Source organism: Affinundibacterium danionis (assembly GCF_042432465.1).
Taxonomy (GTDB): Bacteria; Pseudomonadota; Gammaproteobacteria; order Burkholderiales; family Burkholderiaceae_D; genus Undibacterium; species Undibacterium danionis.
Genome location: NZ_JBHLXJ010000008.1, coordinates 30060 through 49858 on the forward strand (window position 1 = coordinate 30060; position 19799 = coordinate 49858).

18 protein-coding genes are annotated in these 19799 nt (G+C 44.9%); 12 read left to right on the forward strand and 6 right to left on the reverse strand.

What is annotated here, in order from left to right; all coding sequences use genetic code 11:
* Positions 1-15: 15 nt before the first annotated feature.
* Positions 16-1473, reverse strand: coding sequence for a glucose-6-phosphate dehydrogenase (gene zwf, locus ACFFJH_RS07450; RefSeq protein WP_390211374.1), 1458 nt, complete (start codon positions 1471-1473; stop codon positions 16-18).
* Between the two features lie 244 nt (positions 1474-1717).
* Between zwf and edd the strand changes: the two genes are divergently transcribed.
* From edd to ACFFJH_RS07485, 7 genes are all read left to right on the forward strand, one after another.
* Positions 1718-3565: a phosphogluconate dehydratase gene (edd, locus tag ACFFJH_RS07455; protein ID WP_390211376.1), complete on the forward strand. Its 1848-nt coding sequence runs from the start codon at positions 1718-1720 to the stop codon at positions 3563-3565.
* 34 nt (positions 3566-3599) lie between these two features.
* Positions 3600-4235 (forward strand): bifunctional 4-hydroxy-2-oxoglutarate aldolase/2-dehydro-3-deoxy-phosphogluconate aldolase, encoded by a 636-nt coding sequence (eda, locus tag ACFFJH_RS07460; protein WP_390211378.1) that lies wholly within the window; start codon positions 3600-3602, stop codon positions 4233-4235.
* 47 nt (positions 4236-4282) lie between these two features.
* Positions 4283-5902, forward strand: a complete 1620-nt coding sequence (gene pgi / locus ACFFJH_RS07465; RefSeq protein ID WP_390211380.1) for a glucose-6-phosphate isomerase — start codon at positions 4283-4285, stop codon at positions 5900-5902.
* 436 nt (positions 5903-6338) lie between these two features.
* The gene (ppc, locus tag ACFFJH_RS07470) at positions 6339-9095 is read left to right on the forward strand and encodes a phosphoenolpyruvate carboxylase (protein WP_390211382.1); all 2757 of its coding nucleotides are present in this window, start codon (positions 6339-6341) and stop codon (positions 9093-9095) included.
* 159 nt (positions 9096-9254) lie between these two features.
* Positions 9255-9782 (forward strand): molybdopterin-guanine dinucleotide biosynthesis protein B, encoded by a 528-nt coding sequence (gene mobB, locus ACFFJH_RS07475; RefSeq protein WP_390211383.1) that lies wholly within the window; start codon positions 9255-9257, stop codon positions 9780-9782.
* Positions 9783-9908: 126 nt separating this feature from the next.
* Positions 9909-10115, forward strand: a complete 207-nt coding sequence (locus ACFFJH_RS07480) for a YjfB family protein (RefSeq protein ID WP_390211385.1) — start codon at positions 9909-9911, stop codon at positions 10113-10115.
* A gap of 331 nt (positions 10116-10446) precedes the next feature.
* The gene (locus ACFFJH_RS07485; protein WP_390211386.1) at positions 10447-10881 is read left to right on the forward strand and encodes a hemerythrin domain-containing protein; all 435 of its coding nucleotides are present in this window, start codon (positions 10447-10449) and stop codon (positions 10879-10881) included.
* A gap of 131 nt (positions 10882-11012) precedes the next feature.
* Here the strand turns inward: ACFFJH_RS07485 and ACFFJH_RS07490 are convergent, their stop codons facing one another.
* Entirely contained in the window at positions 11013-11231 is a 219-nt protein-coding gene (locus tag ACFFJH_RS07490; RefSeq protein ID WP_390211388.1) for an RNA-binding S4 domain-containing protein, read from the reverse strand.
* Positions 11232-11434: 203 nt separating this feature from the next.
* On the opposite strand from ACFFJH_RS07490, the gene ACFFJH_RS07495 reads away from it, so the two are divergent.
* From ACFFJH_RS07495 to ACFFJH_RS07510, 4 genes are read left to right on the forward strand one after another with little or no spacing between them, the layout of a single operon-like run.
* Positions 11435-11698, forward strand: coding sequence for a BufA1 family periplasmic bufferin-type metallophore (locus ACFFJH_RS07495; protein WP_390211390.1), 264 nt, complete (start codon positions 11435-11437; stop codon positions 11696-11698).
* Positions 11699-11739: 41 nt separating this feature from the next.
* On the forward strand, positions 11740-12633 hold the full coding sequence (gene bufB, locus ACFFJH_RS07500) for an MNIO family bufferin maturase (protein WP_390211391.1): 894 nt from the start codon (positions 11740-11742) through the stop codon (positions 12631-12633).
* Between the two features lie 18 nt (positions 12634-12651).
* Positions 12652-13491, forward strand: coding sequence for an HvfC/BufC family peptide modification chaperone (locus tag ACFFJH_RS07505; protein WP_390211393.1), 840 nt, complete (start codon positions 12652-12654; stop codon positions 13489-13491).
* A gap of 48 nt (positions 13492-13539) precedes the next feature.
* Complete coding sequence (locus tag ACFFJH_RS07510) at positions 13540-14007, forward strand: DoxX family protein (protein ID WP_390211395.1); 468 nt, start codon at positions 13540-13542, stop codon at positions 14005-14007.
* Between the two features lie 156 nt (positions 14008-14163).
* On the opposite strand, the gene ACFFJH_RS07515 is transcribed toward ACFFJH_RS07510, so the two are convergent.
* Positions 14164-15399 (reverse strand): SGNH/GDSL hydrolase family protein, encoded by a 1236-nt coding sequence (locus ACFFJH_RS07515; RefSeq protein WP_390211397.1) that lies wholly within the window; start codon positions 15397-15399, stop codon positions 14164-14166.
* Positions 15400-15811: 412 nt separating this feature from the next.
* Between ACFFJH_RS07515 and ACFFJH_RS07520 the strand changes: the two genes are divergently transcribed.
* Positions 15812-17158 carry a porin gene (locus ACFFJH_RS07520; protein ID WP_390211398.1) on the forward strand — a complete coding sequence of 449 codons (1347 nt, stop codon included), beginning with the start codon at positions 15812-15814 and terminating at the stop codon, positions 17156-17158.
* A 144-nt stretch (positions 17159-17302) separates the two neighbouring features.
* Here the strand turns inward: ACFFJH_RS07520 and ACFFJH_RS07525 are convergent, their stop codons facing one another.
* From ACFFJH_RS07525 to ACFFJH_RS07535, 3 genes are all read right to left on the reverse strand, one after another.
* Positions 17303-18283 (reverse strand): GGDEF domain-containing protein, encoded by a 981-nt coding sequence (locus ACFFJH_RS07525; RefSeq protein WP_390211399.1) that lies wholly within the window; start codon positions 18281-18283, stop codon positions 17303-17305.
* A gap of 145 nt (positions 18284-18428) precedes the next feature.
* Positions 18429-19295 (reverse strand): HDOD domain-containing protein, encoded by an 867-nt coding sequence (locus tag ACFFJH_RS07530; RefSeq protein ID WP_390211400.1) that lies wholly within the window; start codon positions 19293-19295, stop codon positions 18429-18431.
* The gene (locus ACFFJH_RS07535) at positions 19292-19621 is read right to left on the reverse strand and encodes a hypothetical protein (protein ID WP_390211401.1); all 330 of its coding nucleotides are present in this window, start codon (positions 19619-19621) and stop codon (positions 19292-19294) included. Before ACFFJH_RS07535 ends, ACFFJH_RS07530 begins: the two co-directional genes overlap by 4 nt.
* Positions 19622-19799: the final 178 nt, after the last annotated feature.

Here is a 19799-nt window from a genome sequence, read left to right on the forward strand (position 1 = left end):
GCTTCCATTATTTACTTAGCCTTCCACATACTCTTCGCCCCACGCTGCTCCGTGTTGCGCTAATAAGTAACTTGCTGCCGCTGGGCCCCAACTGCCTGCGATATAGGATTTCAAACCTTCTGCATCATTGTCCCAAGCCGACATAATTGGATCGATCCATTCCCATGCCGCACCCAATTCATCGTCACGTACGAACAAAGTCAAGTCGCCATGCAAGGCGTCGAGCAACAAGCGCTCGTAGGATTCGACACGGCGCAAATTCGATGCTTCAGCAAAATCCAAATTCAAAGCCACGTCGGATAAGCGTATACCTTCGCCCGGTTCTTTCGCCTTCATAAACAATTGCACGCTTTCTTCTGGTTGTAACGTAATAACCAGGCGATTCGAACGCAAGGGGCCTTGGCCTTTACCGAAAATGGAATAAGGAATTGGTTTGAAATTGATCGTAATTTCCGCGCAACGACTTGCCATACGTTTGCCTGTGCGTAAGTAGAAGGGTACGCCGGCCCAACGCCAGTTATCAATCTCAGCGCGAATTGCGACAAAGGTTTCAGCGCGGCTAGAAGTAGGTACGCCGGGTTCATGTTGATAGCCGATGACGGGTTTGCCGTCCACAGCACCTGCGCGGTATTGTCCACGTACGGTTTTCTTCGCTACATCGTCGGCTGTGAATTTGCGTAGTGCGCGTAAGACTTTGACTTTCTCATCGCGGATCGCATCAGGATTGGCGTTGACAGGCGGTTCCATTGCCACGATAGACACTAATTGCAATAAGTGGTTTTGCACCATGTCGCGCAAGGCACCAGTCTTATCGTAGAAGTCACCGCGAGTTTCTACCCCGACTTGTTCGGAAATCGAGATTTGCACGTCTTGTATCCACTTGCGGTTCCACAATGGCTCAAGGAAGGAATTGGCAAAACGCAGGGCAAATAAATTTTGTACCATTTCTTTACCGAGGTAATGATCGATACGATAGATTTGGTTTTCGTTTAGATACGTGCGCAGTGCGGTATTGATTTCTTTGGCAGATTTGGCGTCACGACCCAAAGGTTTTTCAACCACCACGCGCGCATTGCCTTCTACCAAGCCGTGTTTGGATAATTGCTCTACCACGGGAATAAAAATATCCGGGCCGATCGCCAAATAAAATAATTTTGCTTTGGTAGTGTCAGCGTTCACACGCGCTTTCAATGCGTCGAAGTCAGTCGGCACCTTTGCATCAATTTTTGCGTAGCCAGTCAGTGCTAAAAAGGCGGCCAATTGCTCGGCCGTGCCATTTGCCTTTGCCGCATAGGTTTCTATGCTAGCTGCAACGCGGGTACGGAAGTCATCGTCGCTTAAGGCTTCACGTGCTGCACCAATAAAACTAAATTCGGGATCGAGACGTCCATTGACGAACGCGCTGTACAGTGCAGGAATGATCTTGCGTTTTGCCAGATCGCCAGTACCGCCAAACAATACAAATGTAGTCATGTGGACTCCGAATAATTTTAATTGGTGAGAGGTTTAAATTTTAGATTCGTTTGATGCTTAGTTAACGTCATAAATTATGCCATAGCTTAAACCATATTTCTTCAAAAATGTAGTTTCATTACGATTTTTTTGACGGTTTTTATGTTCTAAATGAAAAAATATCGCTTTTCTGAAAGTTTGTTACAGTATTTTTCTGTTTTTGTGCTATCTTTCACTTATTCGAATTAGATACCCCCACAAAACTATGACGACTTCTGGACAACAAACTCAACAAGTTGCAATCAACACGGTGGTTGATGCAGTCACGCAGCGCATTACTGAGCGTAGCAAAACTTTGCGTGCGGAATACTTGGCTCGCCTAGAGCAATTACGCAATCGTGGCCCTCGCCGTGCCAGCTTGTCATGCGCCAATCAGGCACATGCGAATGCGGCAGCGGATAGCAAAACCAAAATCTGGCTGAATCAGGCGCAAAAACCAAATATCGGTATCGTGACAGCCTACAACGATATGTTGTCCGCCCATCAGCCCTACGCCACTTACCCTGATCAGATTAAGGAAGCCGCACTGCGCTTTAACGCAACGGCGCAGGTGGCAGGCGGCGTGCCAGCGATGTGTGATGGTGTCACGCAAGGCCGACCAGGTATGGAATTGTCTTTGTTCTCGCGTGATGTGATAGCGCAAGCGACCGCGATTGCTCTGTCGCACGATGCCTTCGATGCGACTTTGTGTTTGGGTATTTGCGACAAGATTGTGCCGGGTTTGCTCATTGGCGCTTTGGCTTTCGGTCATTTGCCAACAGTATTTATTCCCGCCGGTCCTATGGGCTCAGGTTTGTCGAATAAAGAAAAAGCAGCAGTACGCGAGCGCTATGCCCAAGGTAAAGCGACTAAAGAAGAATTGTTGGCGGCAGAGAGTGCGGCCTATCATAGCGCGGGCACCTGCACTTTCTATGGTACTGCGAATAGTAATCAAATGTTGTTGGAAGCGATGGGCTTGCATTTGCCAGGCGCGGCGTTCGTACACCCATCCGATCCATTACGCCATGCCTTGACTGATGCAGCAGTTGAGCAAGTATTGAAGTTGACAGAAGCGGGCGGCGACTATCGTCCTATCGGTCACGTGGTGAATGAAAAAACGATAGTGAACGCGGTGATTGCTTTGTTAGCGACGGGCGGTTCAACTAATCACACAATTCACTGGATTGCGGTAGCACGTGCGGCAGGCATCCTCATTGATTGGCAAGATTTTGATGAATTGTCTTCAGTGATTCCATTATTGACACGTGTTTATCCGAACGGCACTGCGGACGTCAATGCCTTCGAAGATGCAGGTGGTCCAACTTTCGTGATTCGCGAATTGTTATCGCAAGGCTTGATGCATGCGGATGTGATGACGATATTTGGCGACCAAGGTTTGGCCTCGCATACAACACGTCCAGAATTAAAAGATGGAAAAGTGGCATTTGTTGCGCATCCAGAAAAATCCAGCGATCCAGCGGTTGTTCGTAATGTCGATGAGCCATTTGCTGCAACAGGTGGCCTTCGTTTATTGCAAGGTAATTTAGGTCGAGCCATCGTGAAAGCTTCCGCCGTACCGGAAGACGCTTGGATAGTGCGCTCACCTGCAAAAGTGTTTGAATCACAAGACGCACTGGTAAATGCGTATAAAGCTGGACAATTGAACCAAGATTTCGTCGCGGTGGTGATTTTCCAAGGTCCGCAAGCGAACGGTATGCCGGAGCTGCATCACTTCACACCTGTGCTCGGCAGTCTGATGTCGGCAGGCTATAAAGTTGCTTTAGTCACCGATGGCCGTATGTCTGGCGCGTCGGGCAAGGTTCCAGCCGCTTTGCATGTGAGTCCTGAAGTCGCACAAGGTGGACCACTCGGTAAAGTACGTGATGGTGACATGATTGAACTGAACGTGCATACCGGTGAATTGCGTGCTTTGGTCGATGACGCAGTGTGGGCAAGTCGTACAAATCCAAGTATCGGTATCGATAGCAGCTACGGCTATGGACGTGATTTGTTCGTCGCGCAACGTCGCGTCGTCACATCGCCAGAGCAGGGCGCTTCGACTTTGTTTATTTAATTCAGGCTAATTTAATTTTCATATTGAGACGACTATGATAACGACAGCAACGATTATTTCTCAACTGGCACAAGTACGCGTGCTGCCTATCTTGGTAACCGATGACGTGGATCAAGCGATTCGTTGCGTGACGACCTTGGCAGAAAATGGTTTGCCTGCGGTTGAAATTACTTTGCGCACGCCAAACGCCATGACAGTCCTGCGTGAAGTGGTAAAGGCTTGTCCAACAGTGACCGTTGGTGCAGGTACGATTTTGACGCCAGCGCAACTCGATGCGGTACGTAATACGGGTGCGGCGTTTGGTATCAGTCCAGGGATTACGCCAGTATTGGCAAAAGCGGCTGCCGAGTCTGGTTTGCCTTATTTCCCGGGTGTGGGTGGTGCGAGTGATTTGATGCTGGCCTTGGAAAATGGATTCAATGTCGTCAAATTATTTCCCTCCGATATCGTTGGCAGCGTGAAGATGGCCAAAGCACTTGGTGGACCATTTCCTGATGTGAAGTTTTGTTTGACTGGCGGTGTTACGGTGGAATCGACGCCGACTTTATTGCAGCAATCGAATGTTTTGTGTGTTGGTGGTTCTTGGATGTGTCCAGCGAATTTGATCAGTACAAATGATTGGGCGGCAATTGGACAATTGGCAGCGCAGGCAGCGGCGGCAGGTAAGTAAATTTTAGTAGTTCGGTTTTTAATTCATTTTTCTCAGATTGTTTGATCATGGCTATCTCAGTTTCTCGTACTCCATTGTGGTGTTTGTTACAGCAACGCGCGAATAATATGTCGAGCTTGAAAGAGTTGTTTCGCGCTGATCCGCAGCGGTTTACGCACTTTTCTGCTTCTGCTTGCGGCATGTTGTTGGACTATTCCAAACAACGCATGGACACGACGGCGAAACTCAATTTGTTAGCCTTAGCGCGCCAACAAGAAGTGGAATCACGTCGTGATGCGATGCTGCGTGGTGAAGCAATTAATAATACGGAAAATCGCGCCGTCTTACACACGGTATTGCGCTTGCCTAAGGGCGAGAAATTCATGCTCAATGGCGAAAATATTGCGGCGGATGTGCACAGTGTTTTAGCGCAGATGCGTAGCTTCAGTGACGCCGTGCGCGAAGGTCGCTGGTTGGGTTACACCGGTAAGCCAATTCGCACGATTATCAATATCGGTATTGGTGGTTCGGATCTCGGTCCACAAATGGCTTGCATCGCTTTGGCACCATGGTCGCAAAAAAATCTGTCGCTACATTTTGTCTCGAATGTCGATGGTCGCCACGTAGCTGATTCTTTAGAAAACGCCGATCCAGAAACAACACTAATCGTGGTCGCGTCCAAAACTTTCACGACGATGGAAACCTTGACCAATGCCCGTACAGCACGTGAGTGGATGTTGAATCATGGTTGTCCTGAAGATCAAATTCGTCAACATTTTGTCGCGTTAAGTACTAATGTGAAAGCGGCGGCTGCCTTCGGTATTGCAGAAGAAAATGTGTTCCCATTTTGGAATTGGGCGGGTGGTCGTTACTCGATGTGGAGCGCGATTGGTTTGTCGATTGCTTTATACGTTGGCGCAGATCGTTTTGAAGAGATGTTGGCTGGTGCACACGAGATGGATTTGCATTTTGCGCAAGCGCCGTTAGAGCAAAATCTACCCGTCTTGATGGCATTGATTGGCGTTTGGAATATCAATTTCCTTGGCTTACAAGCTTTGTCCATCGCGCCGTATCACCAACGCATGACACGCTTGCCAGCCTACTTGCAACAATTAGAAATGGAAAGTAATGGTAAATCGGTCACGCGTGAAGGTCAGCGCGTCGATTACACGACCTCACCGATTTTGTTTGGCGAGGCGGGTACCAATGGTCAGCATGCTTACTTCCAATTGTTGCATCAAGGCGCGACAATTATTCCAACAGATTTTATTGTTGTTGCCGATGACGATGCTGGTTTGCCAGGTCATAACCAAGCTTTGTTAGCGAATTGCTTCGCGCAATCAAAAGCGATGGCATGGGGTAAAAACATCGATGAAGTGCGTGCAGAATTAGGCGATTTACCTGAAAAAATGTTGGCGCCACGTGTGTTTGAAGGCAATCGTCCGACCTCGACTTTGTTGCTCGATTCATTGACGCCGCGCTCACTTGGCGCATTGATCGCGCTATATGAACATAAAGTATTTGTGCAATCGGTGATCTGGGATATCAATGCGTTTGATCAATGGGGTGTCGAATTGGGTAAATCCTTGGCGCAACAATTGATCAGCCTCGATCCTGCGGCGGTGAAGGAAGAATACGATAGTTCGACTAAGGGTTTGTTAAAAGCATTGACCAAGCGTCATCGTTAACGTGAGTAATTCCCTCTCCCGCAAGCGGGAGAGGGCTAGGGTGAGGGCGGTTCAGCAGATGATACACGCTATATCGACGCTATAATTTGTCAATAATCAGCTTGGACGACTTTAATAATCAGCCATTTTCTGAATCACCCTCATCCCCAACCCTTCTCCCGCTCGCGGGAGAAGGGAGTCGACGCGGAGACCCTCGAGAAAACGACCAACCGAAATTGGAATTGCCAGTTGTTCCAGTCCAAAATAACGAGGAGTTTCTTTTTGATCTATGGCCATTTTCCTCAACAAGAAATGTAGGCATTTGATTTATATTGACTGAAGCTGATATACCAGCCAAAGCACGATGAGCTTTGTTAAGATGTTTTAACTTTTTATTTGCACCAACTCGCATAAACTAATTACTTTTCATATTCCCTAAAACCATTTAAAGCTGATCATGAACGATATCGCTGACGATAAAGACCAGAGCCTCCGTGAAGACATCCGCCGCCTTGGGCGCATTTTGGGTGACACGGTGCGAAATCAACACGGTGAAGAAGTTTTTTCGCTGATTGAAACGGTACGTCAAAACTCCATTCGTTTTCGTCGCGATGCCGATGTCGCGGCGCGTGCAGAATTGGAAAACACCTTAGATACGCTGACCAATGATCAGACCACGCATTTGATTCGTGCCTTCAGTTATTTTTCCCACTTAGTGAATTTAGCGGAAGATCAGCATCATATTCGTCGTACTCGCGCCCACTTGATCGCCGGCTCGGCGCCGCGTCGTGGCAGTTTGGCACATACGATAGAGACTTTATTTTCGGGCGAGAATGCGGCAGAAAATCTGTCCAATTTTTTTCAAACCGCCGAAGTCAGTCCCGTATTGACCGCGCATCCTACAGAAGTTCAGCGTAAGAGTATTTTGAATTGCCAAATGGTGATCACGCGTTTATTGGATGAACGTGATCGTATGCAATTGACGCCAGAAGAATCACGCGCTAACGAAGATGCTTTACAACGTGCAGTATTGACTTTGTGGCAGACGCGTATGTTGCGTATGTCGAAACTGTCCGTGCTCGATGAAGTTGAAAATGGCCTGAGTTTTTACGACTATACTTTCTTGCGCGAATTGCCGCATTTGTATGCAGGCTTGGAAGATTTACTCGCAAGTAAAGATAAGCGTTTCGAGAAGACGGAGTTACCAAGTTTTATGCGATTGGGCAGTTGGATCGGTGGCGATCGTGATGGTAATCCATTTGTGACAGCCAGTGTGTTGGAAAAAACGCTAACCATGCAATCGACGCGTGCTTTCAAATTCTATTTGGAAGAGTTACACACGCTGGGTTCGCAATTGTCGATGGCGACCTTGCTGGTGAAAGTATCTCCAGAATTGGTGGCATTGTCTGAACGATCTCCCGATCACTCACCACATCGTGCGGACGAGCCGTATCGTTTGGCAGTCAGCGGCGTTTATGCTCGCTTGGCAAGTACCTTTAAAAACTTGCTGGGACTTGATCCTGTAATCGCACCTTGTGGTATCGCCGATGCGTATGCTAGCGCAGAAGAATTAGTCGCCGATCTCGATGTGATTCATCAATCTTTATCCGACAATGGCTCGATCGGTATTACCCGTGGTCGCTTGCGTCATTTGCGTCGTGCGGTTCGCGTATTTGGTTTCTACCTCGCACCGATAGACTTGCGTCAAAATTCTGACGTACATGAGCGCGTGGTGGCAGAGTTGCTCAAAGCAGCGAATCCAACTATGGATTATTTGTCATTGAATGAAGATCAGCGGATTGAAGTCTTGGTGGCTGAAATTAGTTCTTCACGCCCATTGGCGTCACCGTATCTAACGTATTCCGAAGAAACTCAATCTGAGCTGGCGATTTATCGTGCGGCTTGTACAGCGCAACAGCGTTACGGTAAGGGCGCAGTGCCGAATTGCATCATCTCGAAAACTGATGGTGTTTCCGATATGTTGGAACTCGCATTGCTGTTGAAAGAATCTGGTTTATTGCATCCAGCCGAAGCGCGTCTCGATGTGAATATTATTCCGCTATTTGAAACGATAGGTGATTTGCAAAATAGCGCGCCTGCGATGGATAGATTGTTTGCGATTCCGGCTTATGCACGTTTGTTGGCGAGTCGAAATAATGCGCAAGAAGTCATGCTCGGCTATTCAGATAGTAATAAAGACGGCGGCTTCTTAACCTCCGGTTGGGAATTGTACAAAGCTGAAATTGATTTGGTCGAAGTCTTCGCCAAGCATCAAGTGCGTTTGCGCTTATTCCACGGTCGTGGTGGTTCCGTTGGTCGCGGTGGCGGTCCTAGCTATCAAGCGATTCTGGCGCAACCTGCGGGAGCGGTCCAAGGCCAAATTCGTTTGACTGAGCAAGGTGAAGTCATCACCGCAAAATACGCGAATCCCGAAGTGGGGCGTCGCAATTTAGAAGTCTTGGCAGCAGCAACGATGGAAGCGAGTTTGCTCTCGCATACGGAATTAGTACCACGTCCAGAATTTCTCAAGACCATGGAAGCCTTGTCCGAAAACGCCTTCAAAGCGTATCGAAATATGGTGTACGATACCGAAGGTTTTGAACAGTATTTCTGGGAATCGACCGTGATTTCTGAAATTGCTGGCTTGAATATTGGCAGCCGTCCTGCGTCACGTAAGAAATCGACTGCGATTGAAGATTTGCGAGCGATTCCTTGGGTGTTTAGTTGGTCACAATGCCGCTTGATGCTACCAGGCTGGTTTGGATTTGGTAGTGCAGTGAAACAGTATTTAGACGCGAATCCAAGCAATGGTTTGCAGACTCTACATGCGATGTTTAAAGATTGGTCGTTCTTCTCGACTGTGTTGTCGAATATGGAAATGGTGTTGGCGAAGAGCGATATCGGGATTGCGAGTCGTTATGCGCAATTAGTGAAAGATGAGGAATTACGTAATCGCATCTTCCCACGTCTAGAAGCCGAGCATGCTTTGACAATTGCTGTTTTGAAGCAGATTTCAGGTCGTGATGATTTATTGTCCGATAACCCATTGCTCAAGCGTTCTATCGTCAATCGTTTCCCGTATTTATCGCCTTTAAATCATGTACAAGTTGAACTCCTAAAACGCTATCGTCAAGGCGATCAGGATGAGCGCGTGCGTCGTGGGATTCATTTGTCAATTAATGGTATCGCGGCGGGCTTGCGCAATAGTGGTTGATCCGCGCCAGATGAACGGTTTAAATACGAATTCGTGCAACTTGATCTTGAACAAGTAAATCAAACTATAAATGCGTCGTACGTAATGTGACTTAAATTTTTATTCAGTGAAAAAGGGAGTATTCGCTATACTCCCTTTTTTATTTGCTGGCGTAAAAACATGGAAACTGCGTTATTGGGTGTGGTGGGCTGGTCGGGAAGTGGTAAAACGAGCTTGCTTGAAAAACTCCTCACAGGACTTACCGCCCATGGCAAACGCGTCAATTTGGTCAAGCATAGTCATCATGATGTGATTTTAGAGCCAGAGCATAAAGATAGCGCTCGATTGCGGCGTGCGGGTGCGCAAGAGGTTTTATTAGCGTCACCTTTTCGTTATGCCATTGTTCACGAATTGTCTGCGACACCGGAACCTGATTTGTCCGAATTGTTGACACGTCTTGCCCCAGCTGATTTAACCTTGATTGAAGGTTATAAATGGGCGCCTATCTCCAAATTGGAAGTATTTCGTCCAGTCTTGGGTAAGCCTGCGATTTACCCAAATGATCAACATGTAGTCGCTGTTGCGTCCGATGTGACACGCCCAGAGGATTGTCCTGAGCACATTATTTGGATGGATTTGAACCAAACTGAGCTGATTTTGAATTGGTTATTAAGCAATCTCACTAAAGGTCGATTCAATTGTTCTTGAGAAATTAGGATGGGATTTTGATAGACGTCTAGACAATAAAACCTGTCGCGAAAAAGAATTTGAAAAAGTGCCTAAAGTATTCTTAAGTTTTAGCCGTTAATGGCACTATAGATAAGGAGAATTGTCATGGATGTTTCCGGAATTGCGAGAACTGCAACTACGATGGCCGATGTAGGTGTTAGTCAAGAAGTGAGCATTGCGGTGCTGAAGAAGGCAATAGATATCAGTAAAGATAGTGCGACTGCATTAATCGAGGCTATTCCTAATTCTACTGCCAATACAGTGCCAAATTTACCACCTAACTTGGGGCGTAATATTAATACAACGGCTTAGATGTTGTAATTAATTTAGTCGTTTTATCGAGCAGACAGCGTTCAATGCAAATTGAACGCTGTTTTTGTTTGTAGGGTTGGATGTAGATCTATCAATGGGTACGAATGGGTACGGTATTTTTTAAGTTCATATTGAAAGTATTGAGTCTTTTGATATGGCTCATCTAGGGATTCAAGCTGAATCTTAAGCAATCTGTGATAATTACGGTTTACAGTTTCCGTACTCGATCTTAGTTCACATGGATCGCATGACGCCGTGGAAGGCGTTATATGGTTGCGAGCTATTTGCAATCGGTATTTGGGAAGTATTATTTATATTGTTGAGGATAGGTATGACAAAAGCAGACTGGACTTGGTCGGATCGTTTGAGTTTAAAACATGATTTGATGGACGAAACGCATCAAGAATTTGTCGCATTGTGCGCTGCATTGTCGTTGGACGAACCCGCTACATTTTTAAGTCGCCTTGATGCGTTGATTGAGCACTCTATAGAACACTTTGCGCAAGAGGATGCTTGGATGCGTGACAACAGTTTTCCGCCTGCTGGCTGTCACCAAGGTGAACATGACGCTGTTTTACAAGTAATGCAAGAGGTTAAGCGCCGCTATGCAGCGGGTGAACATGACCTTGGTACTAGCTTGGCAGAAGAATTGCCATTGTGGTTTGAGCATCATGTGGCAACGATGGACAACATGCTGGCACAATTTTTAATTAGTAATGAAATCTCTGTCAGTAAATTGCCAGAAGAAAAAATTGAATTGGTTTAAACTAAAATCGCTACCAATAATCGTCCTTAGATTACTCGCGCATACTCAACCAAACTCAATAATATGCATATGAATGTACGTATGAAGATTACATATTATTGATTATTTGTTATTTGTAATTTATCAATCGATTATTGAGCTTCTACTTTAATGTGAACGTCACCCAACTGCACCTTTTGCCCTGGGCGGATTTTGGCGGTTTTGCGCAGTTCTTGCTTACCATCTACACGGACAGCGCCGCTAGCGACGATCACTTTACCCGCGCCACCACTATCGCAAATACCGACTAGTTTTAATAGCTGGTTTAATTCTACGTATTCTCCATCGACTGTAAAGCTAATTTCTTGCATGACTGGCCTATCTGATAAGTAAGATAAAAGTGGGAGGATACACCATTTTAAATGCTTTACTAGTGGCTGGAATCGGGGCAGAATCAAATGGCAGTTTTTTTGAGATGATTTGTAAGGAATTAGAAATTGCTTCGACTACTCATTGTAGTTTGAAGTTAGTAGCGAATTGGTGCTACTTTTTTTATTTCACTTTGGAGAAAAATATGAGTAACTTAAATAGTAAAGCGATGATCGCGGTGGCATTGGCAGGTTTGATGGGATCATCGACCTTGATGGCAGCAGATGCGCCAAAAACAGAAAAATGCTACGGTATTGCTAAAGCAGGTCAAAATGATTGCGCTACCAAAAATGGTAGTCACTCATGCGCCGGCCAAGGCAAGAAAGATAATGATCCAAATGAATGGAAAAAAGTACCTGCTGGTAGCTGTGAAAAAATGGGCGGTAAGTTAGAAGCGCCAAAATCTTAATTCACTCGACTTTACTTTAATTGGATTGGATTTAACTCAACTTGAAGAATCATTTATCTTCTAGTGAAAGCCGCAAATCTTTGACCAAGCCGTCCACTCTACAAGGCAATGGTATAGGTTTGCGGACCCCGCACTATCATCAATTTCTCGAGCAAACGATAGATATAGATTGGCTGGAAGTTCACTCGGAAAATTATTTTGGTAATGGCGGTTTTGATTTGCACGTACTTGAGCATGTCGCACGAGATTATCCTATAAGTCTGCATGGAGTAGGTCTTGGGCTTGGCTCGGCAACGCCAGATTCACTTAATTCTATTCATCTTAAAAAATTGAAGCGATTGGTTGACCGAGTTCAACCCGCTTTGGTTTCCGAGCATTTGTGTTGGGGCGCTGTGGCGCAACAGCACTTGAATGATTTATTGCCGCTGAGTTTATCTGAACAAGCGCTGAGCTTGGTTTGTGATCGCGTAGATTTTTTACAGAATTATTTGCAACGTCAGGTATTAATTGAGAACGTTTCTACTTATTTACGCTTTCGTGACGACGCAATGAGTGAGGCGGAGTTTCTCATTGCGCTAAGTCACCGTACTGGTTGTGGTGTGCTATTAGATTTGAATAATCTCTATGTTAACCAATGCAATCATGCAGAAGATGCTTATGCAGCGATACGCCAATTCGCGAATTTGCCAACGCAAATTGTTGGAGAAATTCATTTGGCTGGACATACACGTAGCGACGCGGTTGTTATCGATGATCATGGTAGTTGCGTAGCACCTGAAGTTTGGGATTTGTATCTTGAATTTTGTCGCGAGGTCAGTTCTGATGTTCCCACTTTAATTGAGTGGGATACCGATGTGCCGGAATTGAAAGTATTGTTGAGCGAGGCTAATAAGATGCAAGCTATCCGTGAACAAGCGGGTTTTCGTGATGAGTAAGTGAGCCGGAAGATGAGCATGTCAAAGGACGCGAATGACGCGATCAACGAGGTTGAAAATCGGGTCGAAAATGAAGTTAAGCAAACGGAGCCGTTAGCTCAAAACCAAAAAAATTTCTTTGAGTTGTTAATGAGCAAAGAAGCGGATTCTCCCACTGACTTATTTTCTACACCTGCAGACCTGCTTGAATCCAGAATGGCTATCTATCGAGGCAATCTACAAGCGATTTGGAGTAAGACCTTGGCTAACGCCTATCCAGTTTTGCAACAGTTAGTTGGCGAAGAATTTTTTACTTATCTGGCGTTTCAATATGGACGACAATATCCTTCGCAGTCAGGCGATCTGAATTTGTTTGGTGATCAATTTTCGGATTTTCTTTCGCTAGAAACTACGGTGAAAGATTATCCGTATTTTGCTTCAGTCGCGAACTTAGAGTGGAACTTGCATCGCGCATATTATGCTGAAAACATTCCATTTATCAGTTTGTCTCAATTTTTGTCTGAGGTGGGCGAGCTGGCTCAGCAATATCGACTTTTATTTCATCCTGCGGTCGCGCTGTTTCAAGCGGAGTATGCCGCTGCGCAGATTTATCTCGCGCATCAGGTGCAGCCTGTACAAACGATGGATGTAGCTTTGGATACGCCATGTTGCGCCTTGATTAGTCGCCCTAGTTGGCAGCTTATTGTGACACCATTGGATAACACTAGTTTTCTGACGCTGATGGCTTTGCAGCAGGGACAGACTTTAGGAGACGCATTAGCACTCGCCATAGCTAGCGATTCTCAGTTTGATATTGCTAACGCATTACAAAAATGGTTTGGTTTAGGTGTTTTTGTTGGATTTGAATGTAAGGAATAGTGATGTCGTATCGACTAATTGCCTTAATCCTCTGGCTTGGACATTACTATGAATACATTTTTATACGTACATCAATTGTTGACTAATTTCGACGGTAAATTAGTCGCTTTTATTCGTATGCTTACTGAATTTGGCTTGCGTGGATTTGTTTCTTGGCAGTTTTTGAAATCAGGCTGGATTAAGACTCAGGATTGGCCATCTACCTTAGATTTATTTCGCGAAGAATATCATGTGCCTTTCGTGTCACCAGAATTGGCTGCCTACATGGGAACGGGAGCTGAACTTATTTTTTCAGTCTTGTTATTGATAGGATTGTTTTCGCGGCTTGCTGGCGTAGGACTGTTTACCGTGAATTTGATGGCTTTGATTTCATATCCCTTACTCTGGACTTTAGAGTGCCCAGCGGGTCTGAATGATCATATTTATTGGGGCGCTTTGTTATTGCTGAGCATCGTGTGGGGGCCGGATAAATTCAGTAGCGATAAATTTTTATCTGGTTTGAATAAAGTATCGTAAGAGCAGTTAGCTAAGATGAATAAGCAGTAATTTATTTCAGATACTTTAGATGTAAAAAAGACGGGACAAGTCCCGTCTTTTTTACAGTAGGAAGAGGTTGTGGCTCTTCTTTTTTATTTTTAGCTTTTTGTTTTCAACTTAATGTTAAAGCACAGCTTACTTCCATTTGCGCTTTGCTAATTCTTCGCCAATAAAACTTGCAAACAAAGAATAGCCTAATGGTGATGGATGTACATTGTCAGCAAAATAGTATTTGCTTGTATCTCCAGCGATTAAGTTATTTGCACTACAAACTAAAGAGGAGCCCAAGGGATTTTTTGCTGCGCTTAAATCACAAGCTGGCGTAGTCACATTGCCGATGCCGTAATTGTTAGGATTAGACGTATGATCGCGGAAACGGCTGAATAGATCGATAAATAATACATTGTCATTGCCTGCTAAACCTGCCAACAAACGCGCATTGAATGTGATGCTCATGCCGTTTAGCAAAGTTTGAGTATCGGCACTTTGTTTGAGCGCATCTGGTGTTCTGCTTAGGTCAGGCATATTCACTACCACGACATATTTTGCCCCTTTTGCCAAAATCAGATTATTGACGTAACCCGCCAATTCCGTACCCGCCGTTCCCATCGCGTCGACATAAGTTTGAGCGTTTGCTTTGGCATAGGCCGCTCCAGCTGTCGCACCGACGGTCGGTGTTAAGGTGGCAACTGCACCAGCGATACAATTACTTGCTTGAGCATCTGTTGGCTTACATACGCCACTAGCGATATCTTTTTGAATCTGGCCAGGCACCGCTGCTGTAACAGCTGCCGTTGCGGCGGCGGTCGCTGCCGCGGATAAAGTGCTGGCTTGTATGAATGCATCATTTGGGCCACCGCTGACGAAGACGATTTCAGTGCCGCTGAATTTGCCACCTACGGCATCAAGGTGATTCTGGATTTGTTTGGCAACTGGAACAGTCATTTGTCCCAAAATGGCATTATTGCCTCCGAGAAGTTTGTTACCTGGACCGACTGGATTGGTCACACGCGCGCCACCTTGTGCGTAGCCAGTGCAGCCAGCATTATTTTTTACTGGTACGTTGAAACCTTGTGCGGCTAGACCTTCTAAGCCAGTTTGTGCCGCACAAGGAGCTGGTAAGCCTAGATCTGAGGCAACGATTTCAGTCCAGTTTTTGGATGTTGCACTATTAATAGTGTACTTCCCGCCGCCTAGTGCCGCTACTGTGCCAACTTTGTAGGTGCCAACGTCGCTTAAACTATCGCCGAAAGTGACTTGGGAGGTGAATTTAATTTTTGGTGCTGGGTCGGTGGCACTGCTGCCGCTACCGCCGCAGCCAGCAAGAATAGCGGCTGCAAGGATAGTCAGTGAATAGTTAATGTGACGCATTTTGTCTCCTGGTCAATTTTATAAGTTTGGGCGAAACGAACGATAGTGCTATTTGAATGCTTACTATATGTCATTAAGTTCTGGCATGGTGCTGCGAGGTGCAATTAAACGACATTCAAAATTAGAAGATTTATTCGAAAAAAGCTATCGATTTTACTTCGGTGGTATTAAGATTTATCACCTGAAACAAACCCTTATTTATCCTTAATTTCATAGGAAATTAAAGGCATTCTGACATGTCTTTTTTTGACGGTAGTTTTATATTTTTTGTTAGTATCTATTTTGCGACATTCCTAGAATTCTTAGCGATGCTTCTATACAAGTGCTGCGATCAATGTCATATTTTGACAAATGAAATTAGTACGTGCGTTCGTTTTACAAGTATTTAAGAACTATATTTTGGAGACAAAAAATGAAAATGAAATTAATGATTGCTGCCTTGAGTAGCTGCTTCGTTGCACCAGTCTTTGCCCAGACTAACGTAACTTTGTACGGTATTTTGGATGCGGGTATTCAAGTTAGTAATAGTGGCAAAAGCACACAAACCAAAATGGTTAGTGGTATTGCTGATGGCTCTCGTATCGGTTTCAAAGGAACTGAAGATATGGGCGGCGGATACAAAGCAATCTTCAATTTAGAAGCGCGCGTTGAAGTTGATACAGGTAGCAATAAGGCGGGTAATTTGAGTGATTATCAAGGTTTTGCATTGACCAAAGGTATGGACTTTCCTGATTTTGGTAATCCAGCATTGAAAGGTGCTGCGGCACAAACTTTGGCCGGTGTTCGCTCTGCGTTACAGCCTAAATATAACGTCAATGCAACATCTCCTCAAGTTTTGGCACGAGGCGGTGGTCCTGATGGTGGTTTATTTGATCGTACTGCGATGGTGGGTTTGATTACCCCAGTTGGTGCGATTTTGGCGGGACGTATGTATACGCCTGCTTACGAAATTTTTAATTCGGCAGATGCTTTCGAAAGTGGTATGGCTGGTAGTTGGGGTGGGATTACAGGTGGTACTGGCGGTCTTTTGACGACCGGTATGGCAATTCGCTCTAATAAATCATTGCAATATCGTATTGAGTTGCCAAATGGTTTTGGCGGTGCTTTGATGTACGGTTTCAAAAATTCAGGCTACATTGGTTTGGATAAAGATTTTCTTGCTGCTAATGTGAAGTACAAGGCAAATGGCTTTGACGTTGGTATTGGTTACAACCGTGGTACTAATACCGATGGTTCTACCGGTTTGGTAACGGCTACAGCTGGTGGTTCCTATAGCTTTGACGATTTCAAGTTGTTCGCTGGTTATCAATCGATGAAAAATGATAATTCCATTTTGTTGCCAGTGTTCTATGATGCTTGGGATCAAGAAATCACACCTGGTTTGAAAGCTGGCGGTGTACCAACGCCTGTGATTGCAGCATGGACGAGTATTTTTAGATCTAATATCACAAAGAACTTCAAGTTAAAAGCAGACAGCTATAGCTTGGGTATGCATTACAAAGTTGGGAACGGTCGCATCATGGCATCTTATAGCCACCAAGACGATAAGACTTTATCCAACAGTGACGTGACTCAGTATGGTTTGGGCTACGACTATAACTTGTCAAAGCGTACTGATTTGTATGCCGTGTATGCCTATATCAAAAATCAGAATGACGGACAGTATGCACCAGGTGCAGCCAGTGCATCTGGCGGCTTTACCGAAGTCGCTGGACAACCAGGTCGTGCTTTGCAATTTGGTATCCGTCACCGCTTCTGATACTGGGTATAGCTTAGCTCTTTGGGGCTAAGCTAGTTGGCTCGATAGAGTCAAATTCGTTCCTGCGATGAATAAAAAGAGTGCTGCAATTTTTTTGCTAGCACTCTTTTTTGCATTTAGGTCATGGTTATTATCGCATTGTTTTTACAGAGCGACTTGATCTCTACCACGTTCTTTGGCGCGATAGAGCGCAGCATCAGCGCAGGCAATTAGCGATAGCCCATCTTGGTCTGCTCGTAAGCTAGCAAGCCCTAATGATGCTGTAATGTGTGGTAGCGACTTTTCTTTATCTGGAAAGATGATCGCATTTCGTATCCGTTCGCACAGTCGCTCGGCGACCGCTAACGCTGACTCCCGGCTAGTATTCGGCAAAATAATGAGCATTTCTTCGCCACCGTAGCGCGCCGCGAAGTCGCTAGGACGCAGACCATTATTAATGACTTTGGCTGCGGCTTGTAAAGCTTCGTCACCGGCAATATGGCCATGCAGGTCATTAAATTTTTTAAAGTGATCTAGGTCGACCATGATGATACTGAGCTCAGTTTGTGTTGCATGAGCATGTTCAATCAGGCCAGGAAGTTGGGTGTTGAGCCAAGAGCGATTGTGTAAGCCAGTTAAACCATCAACCATAGAAAGTTGGCGATAAAATTCCCCTACTTTTTGGCGATTGCGTAGCTGTGCATTGGTAGCGCGAATGCGAAATGAGAGTAAGCGTAGGAGATTGCGCGCGACACCATTCGATTCATCAATCATTTTCCACATGCAAGCGGCATCAATTAAAAGCAGCTTGCTCTCGCTTACCGCAGCGATAGTCGCAACCGAAGTTTCTTCATTGAGTACAGAAATCTCGCCTACGCATTCGCCAGCGAAATATTGAATACTGGCGCTTTCCAACTGACGTTTTGCCACATTGCTGGCTTGTGCCAATGTGCCTTCCAAAATAACATACAGGCAGGCACCTGAGCTATTGCTGTCAATGACGATTTCGCCAGCTTGTACCGATACAATCTGGCATGAATCTAGTGTGCGTTGTATCGCACTAATTTCTTGGGGAGCTAAACCGTGAAAGAGTTGGATGTCATTTACCTTAAAACCCGAATCTTTAAAATGACTTATATGTTCCAAGCTAACCTCTGAATAATACAAAACATCGTTTTTAAGACTTTCTTTCAGTGATCTAATTAAGATAAACAAAACAAGATGATACTCGTTTGTATGGCGGAATTGAGTAATTTACTTATATCTAGACTTATACCTATCGCTTGTTTGCTTATTGAATAATTTGATTCATAGCTTCAAAACGGAGCTCGGTTTCTTGAAAAATCGCTAGATAAGCTTCTTCAGATAAACCTAAAGCATCCCAAGCATGTTGAGAAATAGGGACCGCCATCTCATGCTGGTTGTCACTTAAATCAAGCGCGTGGACGATGGCGTTGGCAACATGAACGATCGATGCGATTGAATTGAGTTCTTTATCATCGGGTTCATGATGGCCACGAATTGCATCTTGTATCGCATCAGAAAAATTCCATTGCAATGCTAGAATTAAGCCAACGGCAACATGATCAACGCCCAGTAAATTACGTTCCGCATCTAGCAGGCTACAGTCTTTTTCAATTGCGAGTCGGATGACTTCCTCATATTTTTTGGGAAAACGCGATACTAAAACTAAACGACCAATATCGTGTAAGAGTCCTGCGGTAAACGCAAAATCGTGTTTCAAGTGCAGGCTACGGGCGATGAGTTCTGCACAGATGGCGGTAGCGATGTTGTGACGCCAAAAGCCTAAATTATCAAATCCACGACAGTATGCGGTCGGTAAGTGGGTTTTGAAAATACTAGTTCGTATCAGATTTTTCAGATTTGTAATTCCCAACATTGAGATGGCTTGTTGGATGCTGATGACTTTTGAATTCGCACCGTAATAGGATGTATTCGCTACCTGTAATACTTTGGCGGCAAGTGACTGATCCAAAGAGACTTTTTCAACTATGGTGTCTAAGCTAATTTCTTCATTGTCGAGGTCATTCAGTATCTCCTGTACGACTTGGGGAAAGCTGGGTAAATCGTTGATTTTATTAATGACCTCTTCTAATGAAATTTCTAGGTCGTTATGATCTTTGATGTACTGGCTCATGAAGAGGTGCTCCTACGATACTTTTCTACATAAGACTTTAGTAAGCTGGTCGGCTCATCATACGGCGTATGTCGGAAGATTAAGTCTAGTCTAGCGATTTTAGTTTGTTGAAATGTACTATCAGCAGCGTCTTCAGTCATTTCATTGACATCAGTCAAGACTGCCAAATGATGTATTTCATGATGTGCGATTGCTTTAATGGTGGCTTCAGTTAACGCGGTTCCTGCGGGTAACAGAACATGACCAAGTTTATCTAGCAAATTTTCGGACAAAATCATTCCCGCAGTTGCTTTTGATACTGGAATAAAATGGGGTTTCTTATTCATCGTAGATATCTCTCGTTACCTCGGTTTGTTAAGTGTAATGAATATCGAGGTTTGTGGACGGAATTGTTGTAATTTAGCGATGAGAGTAATGCTAAGTGAGTGTTCCGAGGCGACAATCTGTAACGATCAGCTTATTTCATTATTTGATAGTACACATAAAACACGTAGCGAGCCATAG

What these genes read in the sequence shown, in the direction of transcription:
- ACFFJH_RS07495 (WP_390211390.1), top strand. Translation starts at nt 11,435, where the DNA reads ATGAGTAACTTAAATAGTAAAGCGATGATCGCGGTGGCATTGGCAGGT.
- ACFFJH_RS07505 (WP_390211393.1), top strand. Translation starts at nt 12,652, where the DNA reads ATGTCAAAGGACGCGAATGACGCGATCAACGAGGTTGAAAATCGGGTC.
- ACFFJH_RS07535 (WP_390211401.1), bottom strand. Translation starts at nt 19,621, where the DNA reads ATGAATAAGAAACCCCATTTTATTCCAGTATCAAAAGCAACTGCGGGA.
- eda (WP_390211378.1), top strand. Translation starts at nt 3,600, where the DNA reads ATGATAACGACAGCAACGATTATTTCTCAACTGGCACAAGTACGCGTG.
- ACFFJH_RS07480 (WP_390211385.1), top strand. Translation starts at nt 9,909, where the DNA reads ATGGATGTTTCCGGAATTGCGAGAACTGCAACTACGATGGCCGATGTA.
- ACFFJH_RS07510 (WP_390211395.1), top strand. Translation starts at nt 13,540, where the DNA reads ATGAATACATTTTTATACGTACATCAATTGTTGACTAATTTCGACGGT.
- ACFFJH_RS07490 (WP_390211388.1), bottom strand. Translation starts at nt 11,231, where the DNA reads ATGCAAGAAATTAGCTTTACAGTCGATGGAGAATACGTAGAATTAAAC.
- ACFFJH_RS07530 (WP_390211400.1), bottom strand. Translation starts at nt 19,295, where the DNA reads ATGAGCCAGTACATCAAAGATCATAACGACCTAGAAATTTCATTAGAA.
- edd (WP_390211376.1), top strand. Translation starts at nt 1,718, where the DNA reads ATGACGACTTCTGGACAACAAACTCAACAAGTTGCAATCAACACGGTG.
- pgi (WP_390211380.1), top strand. Translation starts at nt 4,283, where the DNA reads ATGGCTATCTCAGTTTCTCGTACTCCATTGTGGTGTTTGTTACAGCAA.
- zwf (WP_390211374.1), bottom strand. Translation starts at nt 1,473, where the DNA reads ATGACTACATTTGTATTGTTTGGCGGTACTGGCGATCTGGCAAAACGC.
- ACFFJH_RS07515 (WP_390211397.1), bottom strand. Translation starts at nt 15,399, where the DNA reads ATGCGTCACATTAACTATTCACTGACTATCCTTGCAGCCGCTATTCTT.
- ppc (WP_390211382.1), top strand. Translation starts at nt 6,339, where the DNA reads ATGAACGATATCGCTGACGATAAAGACCAGAGCCTCCGTGAAGACATC.
- ACFFJH_RS07520 (WP_390211398.1), top strand. Translation starts at nt 15,812, where the DNA reads ATGAAAATGAAATTAATGATTGCTGCCTTGAGTAGCTGCTTCGTTGCA.
- mobB (WP_390211383.1), top strand. Translation starts at nt 9,255, where the DNA reads ATGGAAACTGCGTTATTGGGTGTGGTGGGCTGGTCGGGAAGTGGTAAA.
- ACFFJH_RS07485 (WP_390211386.1), top strand. Translation starts at nt 10,447, where the DNA reads ATGACAAAAGCAGACTGGACTTGGTCGGATCGTTTGAGTTTAAAACAT.